Genomic DNA, 17,090 nt, shown 5'->3' on the forward strand with positions numbered 1-17,090 from the left:
GCAGAGGTGTGGGGTGTTGACGCGCCAACCGCTGCGGGCGAACACCCCCCGACACGTCCCTTCCCGCCGTACGCGTCCGCACCTCCCCGCCCACCGCCTGCGGCCCTTTCCCGCCATACGCGGCTCACCCGCCCACCGGCCCATACGCGGCTCACCCGCACTTCAGGGGTACGCGCCCGCGCTCCAGCTGCGGGCCGCCGCGCCGCCCCGCCCCAGCTGCGGGCAGTCGTGCCGCTGGGGCGGCACGGGTGGGCGCTGCGGCACCCCGTAAGCGCCGGGCCGCGCGACCCCCCCGGCCCGCACCCACGCCGGGTGCCAGGGCAGCACCGGGCTACGCGACCCGCACCCACCCCCGGCGCCGGCTGCCGTCGGCTACAGGCGGACGCCAACCGTCACCGGTTCGTTGACCAGCGTGACGCCGAAGGCGTCCTCGACCCCCGCGACGACCTCGCGGGCCAGCGCGAGCAGGTCCTCGGTGCTCGCTCCGCCGCGGTTGGTGAGGGCGAGGGTGTGCTTGGTGGAAATGCGGGCGGGGCCGGTGCCGTAGCCCTTGGTGAAGCCCGCCTTGTCGATCAGCCAGGCCGCGGAGGTCTTGACCCGGCCCTCCCCCGCCGGGAACGCGGGCGGCTCCACCGCGTCCCCGAGCCGGCCGGCCACGCGCGAGCGGAACGCGGTGAACTCCTCGTCCGTGAGGATCGGGTTGGTGAAGAACGACCCGGCCGACCACGTGTCGTGGTCCTCGGGGTCGAGCACCATGCCCTTCCCCGCGCGCAGCTTCAGCACCGTCTCCCGGGCGGTCGTCAGCGGGACCCGGTCGCCCGCCTCGACGCCGAGGGCGCGGGCCGTCTCGGCGTAGCGCAGGGGGGCCGAGAGGCCGGCGGCGTCCTCCAGTTCGAAGCGGACGCGCAGGACCACGTACCGCTCGGGCTCGGCCTTGAAGCGGCTGTGGCGGTACGAGAAGGCGCAGTCGGCGTTGGCGAGGGTGACCGTCTCGCGGTTCCTGCGGTCGTACGCCGTCACCTCGGTGATCGTGGCGGAGACCTCCTGGCCGTACGCGCCGACGTTCTGGATGGGCGTGGCGCCCGCGGAGCCGGGGATGCCGGCCAGGCACTCGACGCCGGCCAGGCCCGCCTCGACGGTGCGGGCGACGGCGTCGGTCCAGATCTCGCCGGCCGCCAGCTCCAGCGTCGTACCGTCGAGGGAGAAGCCGCTCGTGGCGATGTGCAGGGCGGTGCCGTCGAAGCCCTTGTCGCCGATGACCAGGTTGGATCCGCCGCCGATGAGCAGCAGTGGCGTGCCGGCGTCGTCGGCCTCGCGGACGGCGGCGATCACCTCGGCGTCGGTCGTGGCCGTGACCAGCCGGGTCGCCGGTCCGCCCAGTCGGAAGGTGGTCAGCGGGGCGAGGGGAGCGTCGTGGAGTTCCTGCACGCGCCCAAGACTACGAGACGGCACTGACAGGCCCGGGGTGCGGCCGGGGCGTTCTCGGTCCGCACACCGGGCGTCGGTCAGGCCAGGCGTACGACGGCGCGGGCCATGCCGAGGACCTTCTGGCCGGCGCTGGTGACCAGGAGGTCGACGCGGACGGTGTTGTCGTCCAGCTTTGCCGCCACCGTGCCGCCGACCTCGATCACGGCGCCCCGGTCGTCGTCCGGGACGACGACGGGCCGGGTGAAGCGGACGCGGTACTCCACGAGCGCGCCGGGGTCGCCGGTCCAGTCGGTGACCGCGCGGATCGCCTCGGCCATGGTGAACATGCCGTGCGCGATGACGTCCGGCAGTCCGACCTCCTTGGCGAACCTCTCGTTCCAGTGGATCGGATTGAAGTCGCCGGAGGCGCCCGCGTAGCGCACGAGTGCGGCGCGGTCCACGGGGAAGGTCCGCGGGGGAAGTTCGGTGCCGACCTCGACGTCGTCGTAGGCGATCTTCGCCTTCAGGGGCTGTGTCATCGGATGTTCACCCCTCCTCGGCCGCGCGGGCCACGAGCTTGGTCCAGGCGGTCACGACGTGCTCGCCGGCCTCGTCGTGGACCTCGCCGCGGATGTCCAGGATCTCCTTGCCGGCCACCGACTTGATCGCCTCGATGGTGGAGGTGACGGCGAGCCGGTCGCCCGCCCGTACCGGCCGGACGTAGGCGAACCTCTGGTCGCCGTGCACCACCCGGCTGTAGTCCAGCCCGAGCTGCGGGTCCTCGACGACCTGCCCGGCCGCCTTGAACGTGATCGCGAACACGAACGTCGGCGGAGCGATCACGTCCGGATGGCCGAGCGCCTTCGCGGCCTCCGGGTCGGTGTACGCCGGATTGTCGTCCCCCACCGCCTCCGCGAACTCGCGGATCTTCTCCCGCCCCACCTCATAGGGCGCGGTCGGCGGATAGGTCCGCCCCACGAACGACTGGTCGAGCGCCATGGGCTGAATCCTCCTGCTGCTCTTCGCTGTCACAACTGCGGCCAACGACACGAGGCCGCCCCCAAGCCTCGGGGACGGCCTCGTGTACGAGCCTGTTTTATCGCGTCTCGCGGTGCGCGGTGTGCGCGTTGCAACGCGGGCAGTGCTTCTTCATCTCCAGTCGGTCCGGGTTGTTACGCCGGTTCTTCTTGGTGATGTAGTTCCGCTCCTTGCACTCCACGCAGGCCAGCGTGATCTTCGGGCGGACGTCGGTGGCAGCCACGTGAGTGCTCCTTGACGAACGGATTGATGGTATTAACGCAGGAAAGAGTAGCCGACTGAAGGACCGACCCCGCAATCGGCTACTGAGAGTAGCGGTGACCGGACTTGAACCGGTGACACAGCGATTATGAGCCGCTTGCTCTACCGACTGAGCTACACCGCTGTGATGCGATCGACTCCCGCCTCGCGACGGGAACCTTTCACACCAGAGCCCCAAAACGGAATCGAACCGTTGACCTTCTCCTTACCATGGAGACGCTCTGCCGACTGAGCTATTGGGGCGAGCGATGAAGACATTACACGGTCGCCCGCCGTTCGCCCAAATCCGTTTCGCGGCCCCTGCCCCGTACCGTCCGGGCCGTCGCGGGACGGTGGACCGCACCGGTACGACTATTGCGCTCCTCCGCGCCACGGGCTGATCACCGTCCTAGGCTCGACTCACTCTGCGTGATCTTGCGTCCCCCACTGCGCAGCCCCGAGCCCAGAGGACCGCGATGCCCGACAGCCAGCCGCAGCCACCCCACTCGCCCTCCCCCTCGGGCGCCGCCGACCCCGGCTCACTGCTGCTCTGCGGGGCCCGGCTCACGGACGGCCGGACCGTGGACGTACGGCTCAGCCGCGGGCGCATCGAGGCGGTCGGCACGGCCGGGAGTCTGACTCCGTCCCGCACGCCCGGCCCGGGCACCCGGGTGGATCTCACCGGCTATCTGCTCCTGCCCGCCCCCGCCGAGCCGCACGTCCACGGCGACACGTCGCTGACGGCCGACGCCCCCGGCCCCGTCTCCCACGACCCGCAGGACGTCGAGTGCCGGGCCACGGAGGCCGCCCTGCTCCAGCTGGGACACGGAGCGACCGCGTTGCGGGCGCACGTGCGGGTGGGTGACGTAGCGGGGCTGGGCGCGCTGACCGGCGTCCTGCGGGCGCGGCGCTCGGTGCGCGGGCTGGCGGAGCTGACGGCGGTGGCGATGCCACGGGTGCTGACGGGGGTGGCCGGGGCGGACGGGCTGGCGATGCTGCGGGACGCGGTCAAGATGGGCGCCGACGTGGTGGGCGGGTGTCCCGACCTCGACCCCGATCCGGCGGGGTACGTGGAGGCGGTCCTGGAGGTCGCGGCCGAGCACGGCTGCCCGGTCGACCTGCACACGGACGCCGGCGATCCGGCGCGGCTGGCCCGGCTGGCGGCGATGGCCGGCGGACTGCGTCCGGGGGTGGCCCTCGGGCCCTGCGACGGCCTGGGGCGGCTGCCCGCCGAGGTGGCCTCGCGGGCCGCGGAGCGGCTCGCGGCGGCCGGGGTGACGGTGGTCTGCCTGCCGCAGGGTGCCTGCGGTGCCGTGGACCACCACGACGGCATGGCTCCGGTACGGCTGCTGCGGGCGGCCGGCGTGCGGGTCGCCGCGGGCAGCGGTGCGCTGCGGGACGTGGCCAACCCGGTCGGGCGCGGCGACCCCCTGGAGGCGGCGTACCTGCTGGCCTCCCGTCACGGGCTGCGGCCCGGGGACGCGTACGAGGCGGTGAGCGGGGCGGCACGTGCGGTCCTCGGGCTGCCCGAGGTGCGGGTGGAGGCGGGCTTCCCCGCCGAGTTGCTCGCGGTGCGCGGGGACGGGCTGGCCGGCGCGCTGTCCCTGGCGTACAGCCGGGTCGTCGTGCACCGCGGTCGCGTGGTGGCGCGCACGAGCGCGGTACGGGAGTACGGCGACGCGACGACCGCCCTGGACCTGGAGCTGCCCCGGCAGGGGCGGGGGAAGCGCGGGCAGGCCTGACGGCGGGGGCGGCGCGGGCGCGGGCCGAGTCGTGCGGCGCGGGCGGCCGTCGCGGCGTACGGTCGAAGGCATGCGCATTGTCATCGCTGGTGGTCATGGTCAGATCGCGTTGCGGCTGGAGCGGTTGCTCGCCGCGCGCGGGGACGAGGTGGCGGGCATCATCCGCAAGGCCGAGCAGGCCGACGATCTGCGCGCGGCCGGCGCCGAACCGGTCGTGCTGGACCTGGAGTCGGCCTCGCTGGAGGAGGTCGCGGAGCGGCTGCGGGGTGCGGACGCGGCGGTCTTCGCGGCCGGGGCGGGGCCCGGGAGCGGGGTGGACCGCAAGGACACGGTGGACAAGGCGGCGGCGGTCCTCTTCGCGGACGCCGCGGTCAGGGCGGGCGTACGGCGCTTCGTGATCGTGTCCTCGATGGGCGCGGACCCCGCCCACCAGGGGGACGAGGTCTTCGACGTGTACCTGCGCGCCAAGGGCGAGGCCGACGCGCACGTGCGCTCGCTGGACGGACTGGACTGGACGGTCCTTCGCCCCGGTGCCCTGAAGGACGACCCGGGAAGCGGCCTCGTACGGCTGGAGGCGCACACCGGCCGCGGCCCCGTCCCCCGGGACGACGTGGCGGCCGTCCTCGCGGAGCTGATCGACACCCCGGCGACGCACGGTCTGACGCTGGAGCTGATCAGCGGTTCGTCGCCGGTGTCGGTGGCGGTGAAGTCCGTGGCAGGGAACTGAGGACGCGGGGCGCGCGGTCAGAAGAGGGGCAGCTGTCCGGGGAAGTCGGGGACCACGTACCCGTCCAGGGACGGCTGCGCCGCGCCGAGTTGCGCCGGCCGCCGCGATCCCGGGCAGGAGACGAGGTCGCCGCCGCCTCGCGCGCCGGGTGGGTCGTGGCGCGCGTACCGCCCGGCGACCACGGCGATCTCGCGACGGCACTCGGGGCAGATTCTGCGACGGGAGGACGGGGGCATGCCCCCAGTCTGACCGGACTCCGCACCGCCCCGCGCCGCCCCTGCGGGCTCTGCTTCCGTGTCGCGGCATGACGAAGGACCCCGTGACCCGCTGTTCAAGCAGGTCACGGGGTCCTTCGTTCCCGTGTGGCGGCGCCAGGATTCGAACCTGGGAAGGCTGAGCCGGCAGATTTACAGTCTGCTCCCTTTGGCCGCTCGGGCACACCGCCGGGGTTTGCTGCCCCTCGCACCGTCTTTCGGCGGTGCTCCGCGGCAACGACGTAAACAATACCTGATGCCAAGGGGTGCTTCGCCACCCGATTGATCTCCGCCCGGGGTGTGGCGGGTGGCTAGGCTTGTGCGAATGCGGCCGAGGCCCCCTGCCGGGGCCGGCGGTCGCCGACGTATGCCGGTACGGACCCGATACGCGGCCCGACACGCCCCAGACCCCACCACATACAAGGAGCCACAGGACATGGCCGACTCCAGTTTCGACATCGTCTCGAAGGTCGAGCGGCAGGAGGTCGACAACGCCCTCAACCAGGCCGCCAAGGAGATCTCGCAGCGCTACGACTTCAAGGGCGTGGGCGCCTCGATCAAGTGGTCCGGGGAGCAGATCCTCATGGAGGCCAACTCCGAGGACCGGGTCAGCGCCATCCTCGACGTCTTCCAGTCCAAGCTGATCAAGCGGGGCATCTCGCTGAAGGCCCTGGACGCGGGCGAGCCCCAGCTCTCCGGCAAGGAGTACAAGATCTTCGCCTCCATCCAGGAGGGCATCTCCCAGGACAACGCGAAGAAGGTGGCCAAGCTCATCCGCGACGAGGGCCCCAAGGGTGTGAAGGCCCAGGTGCAGGGCGAGGAGCTGCGGGTGTCCTCGAAGAGCCGGGACGACCTGCAGACCGTGATCTCCCTGCTCAAGGGCCAGGACTTCGACTTCGCGCTGCAGTTCGTCAACTACCGGTGACTCGTTGAGCCGACTCGTCGAGCCGGTGACGCGGCGGTGCGCGGGCCGGGGCGTGAGTGCGAGCAGCAGGGAGAAGACCAGAAGACCAGGAGGGGTGGGCGCCCCTTCTGGTCTTCTCGTCTTCTCGTCTTTTCTCGGCCGTGGTCCGTGCTGTCAGTTGCGCGAGTTGCCGAACAGGAGCCGGTAGGCGATCAGGAGCACGAGGGATCCGCCGATCGCGGCCGCCCATGTGGCGCCGTCGTAGAAGTCCTCGCTGATCGGGTGGTCCAGCCAGCGGGCCGATATCCAGCCGCCGACGAAGGCGCCCGCGACGCCGATGAGGGTGGTGCCGACGAACCCTCCGGGGTCGCGGCCCGGCAGCAGGAACTTGGCTATGGCTCCGGCCAGCAGTCCGAGGATGATCCAGCTGATGACGGTCATGCCGTGACCCTGCCCTTTCTCGCTGTGCCCGCACCTTCCCGGTGCCGGGACTTCCTCCGCGGTGTTCATGTCCGCTTGTCGGAAAGGACGTTCCGGACGCGGCCGGTGGTTGCGCCGATCGGGCCGGGCGGGTCGGGGCGGGGCGAGGAGGACGGCCGTCGTTACCAGCCGGTCCGCTGGTTGGCGGCGGCGGCCGTGAACGGCTGGTCCGTCGGCACGATCTCGCGTCCCAGCGGGAGGAGCGAGATGGGGATCAGCTTGAAGTTGGCGATGCCGAGCGGGATGCCGATGATCGTGACGCACAGGAGGAAGCCGGTGACGATGTGGCCGAGGGCGAGCCACCAGCCCGCGAGGACCAGCCACAGAGCGTTGCCGATGCAGGAGGCGGCCCCGGCGTCGCGGCGCTCGACCGCCATGTACCCGAAGGGCCACAGCGCGTAGAGACCGATGCGGAAGGCCGCGATCCCGAAGGGGATGCCGATGATCGTGATGCAGAGCAGCGCACCGGCGGCCAGGTAGCCGAGGAACAGCCAGAAGCCGCTGAGTACGAGCCAAATGACGTTGAGGATGGTCTTCACTGCTGGCGACCTGCCATCTTTTCGAGTCGGGCGATGCGCTCCGCCATCGGCGGGTGCGTGGAGAACATCTTGGAGAGTCCCTGCCCCGGACGGAAGGGGTTGGCGATCATCATGTGGCTGGCGCTCTCGATGCGGGGCTCCGGCGGCAGCGGCAGCTGTTTCGTGCCCGACTCCAGTTTGCGCAGCGCACTGGCGAGGGCGAGCGGGTCGCCGGTGAGCTGGGCGCCGGAGGCGTCGGCCTCGTACTCCCGGGAGCGGCTGATCGCCAGCTGGATGACGCTGGCCGCCAGCGGGCCGAGCAGCATGATGAGGAGCATGCCCAGCAGGCCGGGGCCGTCGTCGTCGTTGGACCGGCCCACGGGGATCAGCCAGGCGAAGTTGACCAGGAACATGATCACGGAGGCGAGGGCGCCGGCGACGGACGAGATCAGGATGTCGCGGTTGTAGACGTGGCTGAGCTCGTGCCCGATCACGCCGCGCAGCTCGCGTTCGTCGAGCAGACGCATGATGCCCTCGGTGCAGCACACGGCCGCGTTGCGCGGGTTGCGTCCGGTCGCGAACGCGTTCGGTGCCTCCGTCGGCGAGATGTACAGGCGGGGCATGGGCTGCCGGGCCTGGGTGGAGAGCTCGCGGACCATGCGGTACAGCGCCGGGGCCTCGAACTCGCTGACCGGGCGGGCGCGCATCGCGCGGAGTGCGAGTTTGTCGCTGTTCCAGTACGCGTACGCGTTGGTGCCCAGGGCGACGAGGACGGCGACGACAAGCCCCGCTCGGCCGAAGAAGCTGCCGATGACGATGATGAGTGCCGACAGCCCTCCGAGGAGTACTGCGGTCCTGAGCCCGTTGTGCCGGCGGTGCACGGTACGCCCTCCAAATGGTGCAGCAGGGGAACCCTTTGCTTGCTGGTCTCGCTCGCTGTGGTGGCTTCCTGGTCCTTGATGCCACCGGTGTCGTGGCAACACGTCCAGTGGACCCTTCCGTACTGGTCAACGCCAGGCGAGGGCCGCCAGTTCCCCGGCGGCCCCGGCGGTGCGCCTGGCCCGTACGGGTGACAGGTGTGGCGGTTCCCACGCGCGCGGGAACACGCTTGCTCCTCGAGCGCCCGGGCGCGGCACGCGCGTGTCGTGGCGTGGCGCGTTCAGAACAGTGCGGTGTCGGCGAAACGCAGGATCAGCTGCGGGGCTCCGGAGAGGGCGACGGCGAGGACCGCGGTGAGGCTCAGCGCGGCGGTGAGCGGGGCCGGCAAACGGTGCCCGGCGGACGCCTCCTCGGGCGTCCGGAACAGCAGGGCCGTCCACTGGAGGTAGTAGAAGAGGGCGATCACGACGTTGACCGCCATGACGACGGCCAGCCAGCCGAGTCCCGCCTCGACGGCCGCGGAGAACACCGTGACCTTGGCGAAGAGGCCGATGACACCCGGTGGCAGTCCCGCGAGGCAGAGCAGGAAGAACGCCAGCAGGAGGGCGGTCAGGGGGTTCGACGCGTACAGGCCCCGGTAGTCGGCGACGCGGTTCAGGGACCGGGTACGGCCCACCACGGCGGCCACCGCGAAGGCCCCGAGGTTCACCGCGGCGTACATGAGGGCGTACGCCACGGTGGAGCCGACCGGGCGTGCGGGGTCGTCGGCGTACGCGGCGGCGGCGATCGGCACCAGCAGGTAGCCGGCCTGGCCGACGGACGACCAGGCGAGCAGGCGTACCGCGCTGTACGCGCGCGTGCCCTGCTGGCGCAGGGCGCCGACGTTGCCGACGGTCATGGTGAGCGCGGCCAGCACCGCCAGGGCGGGGCCCCATGCGTCGGCGTAGGCCGGGAGGGCGACGACGGTGACGAGGACGAGGCCGGAGAAGCCGACCGCCTTGCCCACCACGGACAGGTAGCCCGCGATCGGCAGCGGCGCGCCGACGTAGGTGTCGGGCACCCAGAAGTGGAAGGGCACGGCGGCCGTCTTGAAGGCGAAGCCGACGAGGGTGAGGACGGCTCCGGTCTGGGCGAGCGTGGTGAGCTGTCCGTCGACGTGCTGGATGCGCTCGGCCATCCGGGTGAGGTGGAGGGTGCCGGTCGAGGCGTACAGGAAGCTGACGCCCATGAGGGAGACCGCGGTCGCGGTGACCGAGGACAGGAAGAACTTGAGGGCGGCCTCGGAGGACCTGCGCTCGCCCCGGCGCAGTCCCACCAGTGCGAAGGCGGGCAGGGAGGCGACCTCCAGGGCGACGATCAGTGTGGCGAGGTCGCGGGAGGCGGGCAGGAGCACGGCACCGGCTGTGGCGGAGAGCAGCAGGAACCAGAACTCGCCCTCGGGCAGTCCCCGGTCGGCGTCCTTGACGGCGGTGACCGACAGCAGGGCGGTCAGGAGGGCGCCGCCGAGCACCAGGAACTGGACGGCGAGGGCGAAGGTGTCCGCGGTGTAGCTGCAGACGTCGGGGTCACCGGCCAGGCAGAAGGTCGAGCGGTCGCCGTTGACCAGGGGCAGCAGCATGAGCGCGGCGGCGGCCAGTCCGGCGACCGAGATCCAGCCGAGCAGCGGCTTGCGGGCGTCCTTGACGAACAGGTCGGCGACGAGGACGACGAGCCCGACGACCGCCGTGACGGTGGGCGGCGCGATGGCGAGCCAGTCGACGGACTGGACGAGGTTCTGGGCCAGTGGCTGCGGCAGGGCCTCGGCGAGGGGCTGGGCCTGCAAGCTCATCGGGTGCCTCCTGAGAGGAGCTGCTGCACGGCCGGGTCGGTCAGGCCGAGGAGGGCCCTGGGCCACAGCCCGGCGACGACGGTCAGGACGACCAGCGGGGTCCAGGCGGCGAACTCGTAGGTGCGTACGTCGGTGAGCTTCGGGGCCTGCTGCGGCGGGGCTCCCATGCACACCCGACGGACCACGATCAGCATGTACGCGGCGGTCAGCAGCGTGCCGAACGCGGCGACGGCCATGAAGGTGAGGAAGGCGGGCCGGCTGAGGTCGTCGTGCGGGTCGAAGGCCCCGAACAGGGCCAGCATCTCGCCCCAGAACCCGGCCAGTCCCGGCAGGCCGAGCGAGGCGACCGCGGCGAAGGCGAGCAGGCCGCCGAGGCGGGGCGCCCTGCCGTACAGGGCGTGTCCGGACTTCTCGGCGAGGCTGTCGAGGTCGGTGGTTCCGGTGCGGTCCTTGAGGGCGCCGACCAGGAAGAAGAGCAGGCCGGTGATGAGGCCGTGGGCGACGTTGGCGAACAGGGCGCCGTTCACGCCGGTCGGGGTCGTGGTCGCGATGCCGAGCAGGACGAAGCCCATGTGGCCGACGGAGGAGTACGCGACGAGGCGCTTGAGGTCGCCCCTGGCGCCCCTCCTGGCGAGGGCCAGGCAGGCCAGGGAGCCGTAGACGATGCCGACCACGGCGAAGGCGGCGAGGTAGGGCGCGAAGGTGCGGAAGCCGTCCGGCGCGGCCGGCAGCAGGATGCGGACGAACCCGTACGTGCCCATCTTCAGCAGGACCCCGGCCAGCAGGACCGAGCCGACGGTCGGGGCGGCGGTGTGCGCGTCCGGCAGCCAGCTGTGCAGCGGCCACATCGGCGTCTTCACCGCGAGCCCGATCCCGATCGCCAGAACCGCGATGACCTGCCCTGATGCGGTGAGCGACCGGCCGTTGTCAGTGGCGAGTGCCACCATGTCGAATGTGCCCGCGCTGAGTCCGATCAGCAGCAGGCCGAGCAGCATGACGACGGAGCCGAGGAGCGTGAAGAGGATGAATTTCCAGGCGGCCCCGGCCCGTGCCTCGCCGCCCCAGCGGGCGATGAGGAAGTACATCGGGATGAGGACCGTCTCGAAGGCGAGGAAGAACAGGACCAGGTCGAGGACGGCGAACGTCGCGAGGGTGCCGGACTCCAGGACGAGCAGCAGCGCGACGAAGGCCTTCGGGCTCTGGCTCGGGCTCGGGCCCGAGGTTCGCGGCGTCAGCCGCTCGTGTCGCTGCTTGAAGTACGAGTAGAGCGCGCAGAGGAACGTCAGCAGCGCGGTCAGGACCAGCAGGGGGAGGGAGATGCCGTCGATGCCGAGGTGGATGCGCACGTCCAGTGCGGGGATCCAGCTGATGTCCGTGCTGGCCTGCATCTTCGACGGATGGTCGTGGTCGAAGCCGAGAACGAGGGCGATCGCGGCGACGAGGACGGCGCCGGTGACGGTGACGCCGTGCCGGAGCACGGCCTGCTCGGGCGACTTCCCCTTCAGTCCGGGCGGGGCGGGCAGGAGGGCGGCGGCGGCACCGAAGAGCGGTCCGACGACGACCAACGCGAGAAGGAACTGCATCACGGACTCGTTGATATCGATCACGCCTGCTCACGCTCCCGTGGCGACGAGGACGGCGGCGACCGCGAGGACGACGGTGCCGGCGAGCAGCGCGCTCACATAGGTCTGCAGATTGCCGGTCTGGGCACGTCGTACGGCGGCCCCGAGCCAGCGCGGCAGGGCACCCGCCGCGCGTACGTAGGTGTCGACGACCTCGCGGTCGAGGAAGCGTACGAGGCGCGCGCCGGCCAGGACGGGGCGGACGAAGAGGGTCGCGTACACCGCGTCCAGGTGGAAGCCGGCGGCCGCGGGCCGGTGCAGCGGGCCGAGCAGGAGCCGTCCGGGGTCCGCCGGGTCGGGGGCTCCGGCGACGTCCCCGTAGGCGGACTTGTGGCTGGCGATGGCCTCGGCCTCCACCAGCCCCGCGTCACCTTCGGGGTGGGCCGCGACGGCGCCCAGCGGGGTCCGGGCGGCGAGGACCGTGGTGTGCCGCCAGGCCGCGTAGGTGACGATGCCGCCGACCAGGGCCACGCCCGTGCCCAGCACGGAGGTGGTCAGGGTCGGGGTGAGGTCTCGTCCGTCGAACCAGTCGGGCAGCAGCCGGAAGGTGAGCCCGCCGAGAGCGAGGGAGGGAAGGGCGAGCACCCAGAGCACGGCGTTCATGACGACGGGCTGCCTGCCGTGGTCAGGCGCCTCGGCGCCGCTGCCGCGGAATGCCAGCAGCCACAGGCGCGTCGCGTACGCGGCGGTGAGGAGGGCGGTGAGCAGGCCGGCGACGAGGACGGTCCAGCCCGCGGCGCCGGGTGCGTGCTCGGTGTGGCCGGTGGCCACGTGCTCCGCGGCGCCGAGGACGGACTCCTTGGAGAAGAAGCCGCTGAAGGGCGGGATGGCGGCGAGGGCGAGCAGCGCCACGGTCGTCGTCCAGTAGGCGTCCGGGACGCGGTCGCGCAGGCCCCGCATGCGGGACATGGCGGCCAGCGAGTTGGTGCCGGCGGCATGGATGATCACGCCGGCGGCGAGGAACAGCAGCGCCTTGAAGGCGCCGTGGGACAGGAGGTGGAAGACGGCGGCCCCACGGTCGCCGGCGGCGAGGGCGCCGGTCAGGTAGCCGAGCTGACCGATCGTCGAGTAGGCGAGGACGCGCTTGATGTCGTCCTGGGCGAGCGCGGCGAGTGCCGAGCCGACCATCGTGACGGCGGCCATCACGGCGAGGACGACCATCGCGGCCCGGGAGGCCTCGAAGAGCGGAAGGAGGCGGGCGACGAAGTAGACACCGGCGGCCACCATCGTGGCGGCGTGGATCAGCGCGGAGACGGGTGTCGGACCCGCCATCGCGTCGGGGAGCCAGGTGTGCAGCGGGAACTGCGCCGACTTGCCCGCCACACCGGCCAGGAGCAGCACGGCGATCAGCGTCGGGTGGTCGAGCGAGCCGTGCGCGACCGCGCCGAGGATCCTGGTGATGCGGAAGGAGCCGGCCTCGGTGGCGAGCGCCAGCAGACCGATCAGGAAGGGGACGTCGCCGAGTTTGGTGACCAGGAAGGCCTTGAGGGAGGCGGCGCGGGCCTCCGGTGTCTCCCAGTAGTGGCCGACCAGGAAGTACGAGCAGATGCCCATGATCTCCCAGCCGACCAGCAGCACCATCAGGTCGCCGGAGTAGACGACGAGGAACATGGCGGAGGTGAACAGGGAGACGAGAGCGGCGTACGAGGCGTAGCGCGGGTCGTCGCGCAGATAGCCCGTCGAGTAGATCTGCACGCAGGTGGCGACGGTGCCGACCAGCACGGCGACGAGGGCGGCGAAGCCGTCGATGTGCAGGGCCAGTTCGACGGGGACCGAGCCGGTGGGCGTCAGTTCCGTGACGGCGTCGACTGCGCTGCCGCCACCCTGGCGGGCCGCGACCGCCACGGCCAGGACGAGGGCGGCCAGCGGGGGCAGGACGGCGAGTGGGCGGACGAAGCCGGGGGCCGTGCGGCCCAGGAGAAGTCCGGCGGCCGCCCCGAGGAACGGGAGGAGGGGGACGAGTACGGCGAGGGTGGTCGTGGTCACGCGGTGGCCTCAGCCTTCTCGGCGGCCGTCCCGGTCGCGGGGGTGTCGGTGCCGGGGCCGTGGGGGGCAGCCGGGTCGCCGGGGCCCTCGGAGTCGCCGGAATCGTCGGGACCGTGACCCTCGGCGGTGTCGCGGAGCTTGTCGATGTCCGAGGTGCCGCGGTTGCGGTGGACGGCGAGCACGATCGCGAGGCCGATGCCGATCTCGGCGGCGGCGATGGCGATGGTGAACAGGGTCAGGGCCTGACCGGAGTGCAGGGTCTCCTCGGCGGCCCTGCTGAGCCAGACGTCGAAGGCGACCAGGTTGAGGTTGACGGCGTTGAGCATCAGCTCGACCGACATCAGGACGAGGATCGCGTTGCGGCGGGCGAGGACGCCGTACAGGCCCGTGCAGAAGAGGAGGGCGGAGAGAACGGCGGGGTAGGCGAGGTGCATCAGCGGTCGTCCCCCTTGTCGGCCTTGTCGTCCTTGCTGGCCTTATTGGCCTTGTTGGCCCCTTCAGACCTTTCGGCGCTGTCGGCCTGGTCGGGCCCGTTGTCGGCCTTTTCGCCTGTGCCGGCCGTGTCGGCTGGGCCGGCGCCGCTGGGGGCGGGCCGGGGCGCGTCGCTCACGGTCGGGGTGAGTGAGCGGTCCGGCTGGGCCCTTCGGGAGAGGACGATCGCGCCGACCAGGGCGGCGAGGAGGAGGACGGAGAGGGCCTCGAAGGGGAGGACCCAGTTCTGGAAGAGGCTTGCTCCGGTGACGGCGGTGGAGCCGGAGGCCGGGCCGTCCAGGTCGATCCAGGTGGTGCGGAAGGCGTCGGCGACGACCCACACCAGCGCCGCGGCGGCGGCCACGGCCACGGTGAGGGCGGCCCAGCGGTTGCCGGAGTCGGCGTCCGGGGACCGCCCGATGGGCGCCCTGGTGAGCATGAGGCCGAACAGGATGAGGACGACGACGGCACCGACGTAGATGAGGACCTGTACCCAGGCGATGAACTCGGCGGTGAGCAGCAGGTACTCGACGGCGAGACCGCCGAGGGCAACCACCAGCCACAGAGCGGCGTGGACGAGTTGCCGGGTGGTGACGGTGACGACGGCGGCGCCGAAGGTGACCAGACCGACGAGGAGGAAGGCGATCTCGACACCGGTCGGGGAGAGGAAGCCGTGGGGTTCGGGGGCCCCGGTGGTGGGCGCCGCGGCGAGGTGGGCTGCGGCCGTGTGGGCTGCGGTCATGTGGGCTGCGGCCGTTGCGAGGGTCATTCCCGGTCCTCCTGTCCGGGCTCGCGTCCGGGGGCGGAGCCGGGCTCGCGCGCGTGTCCAGGGCGCGCGTGTCCAGGGCCGGAGTCGGGGGCGCGGCCGGGCTCGTGTCCGGGGGCGGATTCGGACCCCGGCTCGTGTCCGGGTTCGGGCCTGTCTTCGGGTTCGGGCCTTTCTCCGGGGGCGGTTGCCGTCTGTTCGGCCGCTCGGGCGGCTTCCTGCTGGGCGGCCAGCTTGTCGGCGGTCTTGCGGGCGGCGGCCAGTTCCTTCGGTTCCTCCGCGCCGGGGTCGAGGGCCGGTGGGGCAGGGACCGTCCACATCCACTCGCGGAGCTTGTCGCGTTCGTGGGTGAGGTCGCGGATGTCGGTCTCGGCGTACTCGAACTCCGGGGACCAGAACAGGGCGTCGAAAGGACAGACCTCGATGCAGATACCGCAGTACATGCACAGGGAGAAGTCGATGGCGAAGCGGTCGAGGACGTTGCGGCTGCGGTCCCGCCCTCCGGGGGTCGCCGCGGGGACCGTCTCCTTGTGCGAGTCGATGTAGATGCACCAGTCGGGGCACTCGCGGGCGCACAGCATGCAGACCGTGCAGTTCTCCTCGAACAGGCCGATCACGCCGCGCGTGCGGGGCGGGAGCTCCGGCTGGGCGTCCGGGTACTGCTCGGTGACGGTCTTCCTCGTCATCGTGCGCAGGGTGACGGCGAGGCCCTTGGCCAGGCCCGAGCCGGGGATGGGGGGCATGGTTACTGGATCACCACCTTGACGACGCCGGTGAGGGCGATCTGGGCGAGGGACAGGGGGACGAGGAGAGTCCAGGAGAGCTTCTGCAGCTGGTCCTCGCGCAGACGCGGGTAGGTGACGCGCAGCCAGATCACGACGAAGGCGAGGGCGGCCGTCTTGAGCAGGGTCCAGACCCAGCCGAGGCCGTCGGCGCCCCAGGGGCCGTGCCACCCGCCCAGGAAGAGGACGGTGGTCAGGCCGCACAGGACGACGATCCCGGCGTACTCGGCGAGGAGGAACAGGGCGAAGCGCAGACCGGTGTACTCGGTGTAGGCACCGAAGATGATCTCCGAGTCGGCCACCGGCATGTCGAAGGGAGGCCGTTGCAGTTCCGCCAGCCCGGCGACGAAGAAGACGATCGCACCGACGATCTGCCAGGGGAGCCACCACCACTCGAAGGCGTCCAGGATGCCGACGAGCGAGACCGTCCCCGCCGCCATCGCCACGGAGGCGGCGGTGAGCAGCATGGGGAGTTCGTACGCGAGGAGCTGGGCGGCGGTGCGCAGGCCGCCGAGGAGGGAGAACTTGTTGGCGGACGACCAGCCGGCCATGAGCGAGCCGAGCACGCCGACGCCCATGACGGCGAGGACGAAGAAGATCCCCGCGTCGACGACCTGGCCGACGGCGCCCTCACCGGGGCCCACGGGGACGGCCAGGAGCACCAGCAGGTAGGGCAGGAGGGCGACGGCGGGGGCCAGTTGGAAGATGCGGCGGTCCGCTTCGGCGGGGACCACGTCCTCCTTCTGTGCGAACTTCACGCCGTCCGCGACGAGCTGGGCCCAGCCGTGGAAGCCGCCCGCGTACATCGGGCCTAGGCGGCCCTGCATGTGGGCCATCACCTTGTGCTCGGTCTGGCCGACGATCAGGGGGAAGGCGAGGAAGACGACGAAGACGATCAGGAGGCGCAGAGTGACGTCGAGCGCGTCGTTCACTGCGTGCCTCCAGAGGGGTGCGGCGGGGGGTTGCGGGGGGCTTCGGGCTCGTTGCGGGCTTCGGGCTCGTTGCGGGCTTCAGGACCGTCGCCGGGTTCGGGCTCGTCGCGGGCTTCGGGCTTGTCGCCGGATTCAGACCTGCCGCGAGCTTCGGGATCGTCGCCGGATTCGGGCTCGTCGCGGGCTTCGGGCTCGCCGGGGGTTTCGGGCTCCTCGTACGGGCCCGGGGCCGCCCCCTTCGGGGACTCGTCGGCACCGGTGGTCCCGGTGGCCCCGGTGGTCCCACTAACCTCCGTGGTCGCCGTCGGCTCGTCGAAGGCCGGGCGGGCGTGGTGCCACGGGGCGTCGGAGCTGCGCGACGGTGAGGGCGACGGCTCGGCGTCCGCTTCCCCGGCGGAGGATGCGGCGGCCCGCTGGGACGCCGAGCCCTGGCTCGCGCTGCGCGTGCGCCGGGGTGCCGGGGTGGACGGGCTGGACGGAGTGCCCGGGGTGGCCGGGGTGGCCGGGGTGGCCG

General features: G+C 71.9%; 18 protein-coding genes, 3 tRNA genes and 1 pseudogene. 4 read left to right on the plus strand and 18 right to left on the minus strand.

The features are described 5' to 3' along the window. Nucleotides 1–372: 372 nt before the first annotated feature. From HZS56_RS33905 to HZS56_RS33930, 6 genes are all read right to left on the minus strand, one after another. Nucleotides 373–1,428, minus strand: a complete 1,056-nt coding sequence (locus HZS56_RS33905; protein WP_216724664.1) for a UDP-N-acetylmuramate dehydrogenase — start codon at nt 1,426–1,428, stop codon at nt 373–375. Nucleotides 1,429–1,505: 77 nt separating this feature from the next. Then, entirely contained in the window at nt 1,506–1,934 is a 429-nt protein-coding gene (locus tag HZS56_RS33910) for a MaoC family dehydratase (RefSeq protein ID WP_216724681.1), read from the minus strand. Between the two features lie 19 nt (nt 1,935–1,953). Then, nucleotides 1,954–2,406, minus strand: a complete 453-nt coding sequence (locus HZS56_RS33915; RefSeq protein WP_216724665.1) for a MaoC family dehydratase N-terminal domain-containing protein — start codon at nt 2,404–2,406, stop codon at nt 1,954–1,956. 97 nt (nt 2,407–2,503) lie between these two features. After that, on the minus strand, nt 2,504–2,668 hold the full coding sequence (rpmG, locus tag HZS56_RS33920; protein ID WP_003948671.1) for a 50S ribosomal protein L33: 165 nt from the start codon (nt 2,666–2,668) through the stop codon (nt 2,504–2,506). 89 nt (nt 2,669–2,757) lie between these two features. Further along, nucleotides 2,758–2,830, minus strand: a tRNA-Met gene (locus HZS56_RS33925). Between the two features lie 46 nt (nt 2,831–2,876). Continuing rightward, nucleotides 2,877–2,949, minus strand: a tRNA-Thr gene (locus HZS56_RS33930). Between the two features lie 212 nt (nt 2,950–3,161). Between HZS56_RS33930 and HZS56_RS33935 the strand changes: the two genes are divergently transcribed. Then, nucleotides 3,162–4,427: an amidohydrolase family protein gene (locus HZS56_RS33935; RefSeq protein WP_216724666.1), complete on the plus strand. Its 1,266-nt coding sequence runs from the start codon at nt 3,162–3,164 to the stop codon at nt 4,425–4,427. A gap of 70 nt (nt 4,428–4,497) precedes the next feature. Continuing rightward, complete coding sequence (locus tag HZS56_RS33940) at nt 4,498–5,154, plus strand: NAD(P)H-binding protein (RefSeq protein ID WP_216724667.1); 657 nt, start codon at nt 4,498–4,500, stop codon at nt 5,152–5,154. 17 nt (nt 5,155–5,171) lie between these two features. Here the strand turns inward: HZS56_RS33940 and HZS56_RS33945 are convergent, their stop codons facing one another. Both HZS56_RS33945 and HZS56_RS33950 read right to left on the minus strand, forming a co-directional pair. Continuing rightward, nucleotides 5,172–5,390: a hypothetical protein gene (locus HZS56_RS33945; protein WP_216724668.1), complete on the minus strand. Its 219-nt coding sequence runs from the start codon at nt 5,388–5,390 to the stop codon at nt 5,172–5,174. A gap of 127 nt (nt 5,391–5,517) precedes the next feature. Next, nucleotides 5,518–5,599 (minus strand) — tRNA-Tyr (locus HZS56_RS33950). A 245-nt stretch (nt 5,600–5,844) separates the two neighbouring features. On the opposite strand from HZS56_RS33950, the gene HZS56_RS33955 reads away from it, so the two are divergent. Next, on the plus strand, nt 5,845–6,333 hold the full coding sequence (locus HZS56_RS33955; RefSeq protein WP_216724669.1) for a YajQ family cyclic di-GMP-binding protein: 489 nt from the start codon (nt 5,845–5,847) through the stop codon (nt 6,331–6,333). Nucleotides 6,334–6,486: 153 nt separating this feature from the next. Here HZS56_RS33955 and HZS56_RS33960 read toward each other — a convergent pair whose 3' ends face one another. From HZS56_RS33960 to HZS56_RS34005, 10 genes are all read right to left on the minus strand, one after another. Further along, nucleotides 6,487–6,753: a GlsB/YeaQ/YmgE family stress response membrane protein gene (locus tag HZS56_RS33960; RefSeq protein WP_216724670.1), complete on the minus strand. Its 267-nt coding sequence runs from the start codon at nt 6,751–6,753 to the stop codon at nt 6,487–6,489. A 161-nt stretch (nt 6,754–6,914) separates the two neighbouring features. After that, nucleotides 6,915–7,331 (minus strand): YccF domain-containing protein, encoded by a 417-nt coding sequence (locus tag HZS56_RS33965; protein WP_216724671.1) that lies wholly within the window; start codon nt 7,329–7,331, stop codon nt 6,915–6,917. Continuing rightward, nucleotides 7,328–8,191: a zinc metalloprotease HtpX gene (gene htpX, locus HZS56_RS33970; RefSeq protein ID WP_216724672.1), complete on the minus strand. Its 864-nt coding sequence runs from the start codon at nt 8,189–8,191 to the stop codon at nt 7,328–7,330. Before htpX ends, HZS56_RS33965 begins: the two co-directional genes overlap by 4 nt. A 278-nt stretch (nt 8,192–8,469) precedes the next feature. After that, on the minus strand, nt 8,470–10,017 hold the full coding sequence (locus HZS56_RS33975) for an NADH-quinone oxidoreductase subunit N (RefSeq protein ID WP_216724673.1): 1,548 nt from the start codon (nt 10,015–10,017) through the stop codon (nt 8,470–8,472). After that, complete coding sequence (locus HZS56_RS33980; protein WP_216724674.1) at nt 10,014–11,624, minus strand: complex I subunit 4 family protein; 1,611 nt, start codon at nt 11,622–11,624, stop codon at nt 10,014–10,016. Before HZS56_RS33980 ends, HZS56_RS33975 begins: the two co-directional genes overlap by 4 nt. A 6-nt stretch (nt 11,625–11,630) precedes the next feature. Next, entirely contained in the window at nt 11,631–13,625 is a 1,995-nt protein-coding gene (locus tag HZS56_RS33985) for an NADH-quinone oxidoreductase subunit 5 family protein (RefSeq protein WP_216724675.1), read from the minus strand. Then, the gene (nuoK, locus tag HZS56_RS33990) at nt 13,622–14,059 is read right to left on the minus strand and encodes an NADH-quinone oxidoreductase subunit NuoK (protein WP_216724676.1); all 438 of its coding nucleotides are present in this window, start codon (nt 14,057–14,059) and stop codon (nt 13,622–13,624) included. The genes HZS56_RS33985 and nuoK overlap by 4 nt, the downstream gene beginning before the upstream one ends. Further along, entirely contained in the window at nt 14,059–14,865 is an 807-nt protein-coding gene (locus tag HZS56_RS33995; RefSeq protein ID WP_216724677.1) for an NADH-quinone oxidoreductase subunit J family protein, read from the minus strand. Before HZS56_RS33995 ends, nuoK begins: the two co-directional genes overlap by 1 nt. Then, nucleotides 14,862–15,605 (minus strand): NuoI/complex I 23 kDa subunit family protein, encoded by a 744-nt coding sequence (locus HZS56_RS34000; protein ID WP_216724678.1) that lies wholly within the window; start codon nt 15,603–15,605, stop codon nt 14,862–14,864. Before HZS56_RS34000 ends, HZS56_RS33995 begins: the two co-directional genes overlap by 4 nt. Nucleotides 15,606–15,607: 2 nt before the next feature. Next, nucleotides 15,608–16,576: a complex I subunit 1/NuoH family protein gene (locus HZS56_RS34005; protein WP_216724679.1), complete on the minus strand. Its 969-nt coding sequence runs from the start codon at nt 16,574–16,576 to the stop codon at nt 15,608–15,610. A 276-nt stretch (nt 16,577–16,852) separates the two neighbouring features. Between HZS56_RS34005 and HZS56_RS34010 the strand changes: the two are divergent. Continuing rightward, nucleotides 16,853–17,090, plus strand: a pseudogene (locus tag HZS56_RS34010) (hypothetical protein); the annotation flags it as partial.

It is taken from the genome of Streptomyces mayonensis, assembly GCF_018982965.1.
Lineage (GTDB): Bacteria > Actinomycetota > Actinomycetes > Streptomycetales > Streptomycetaceae > Streptomyces > Streptomyces mayonensis.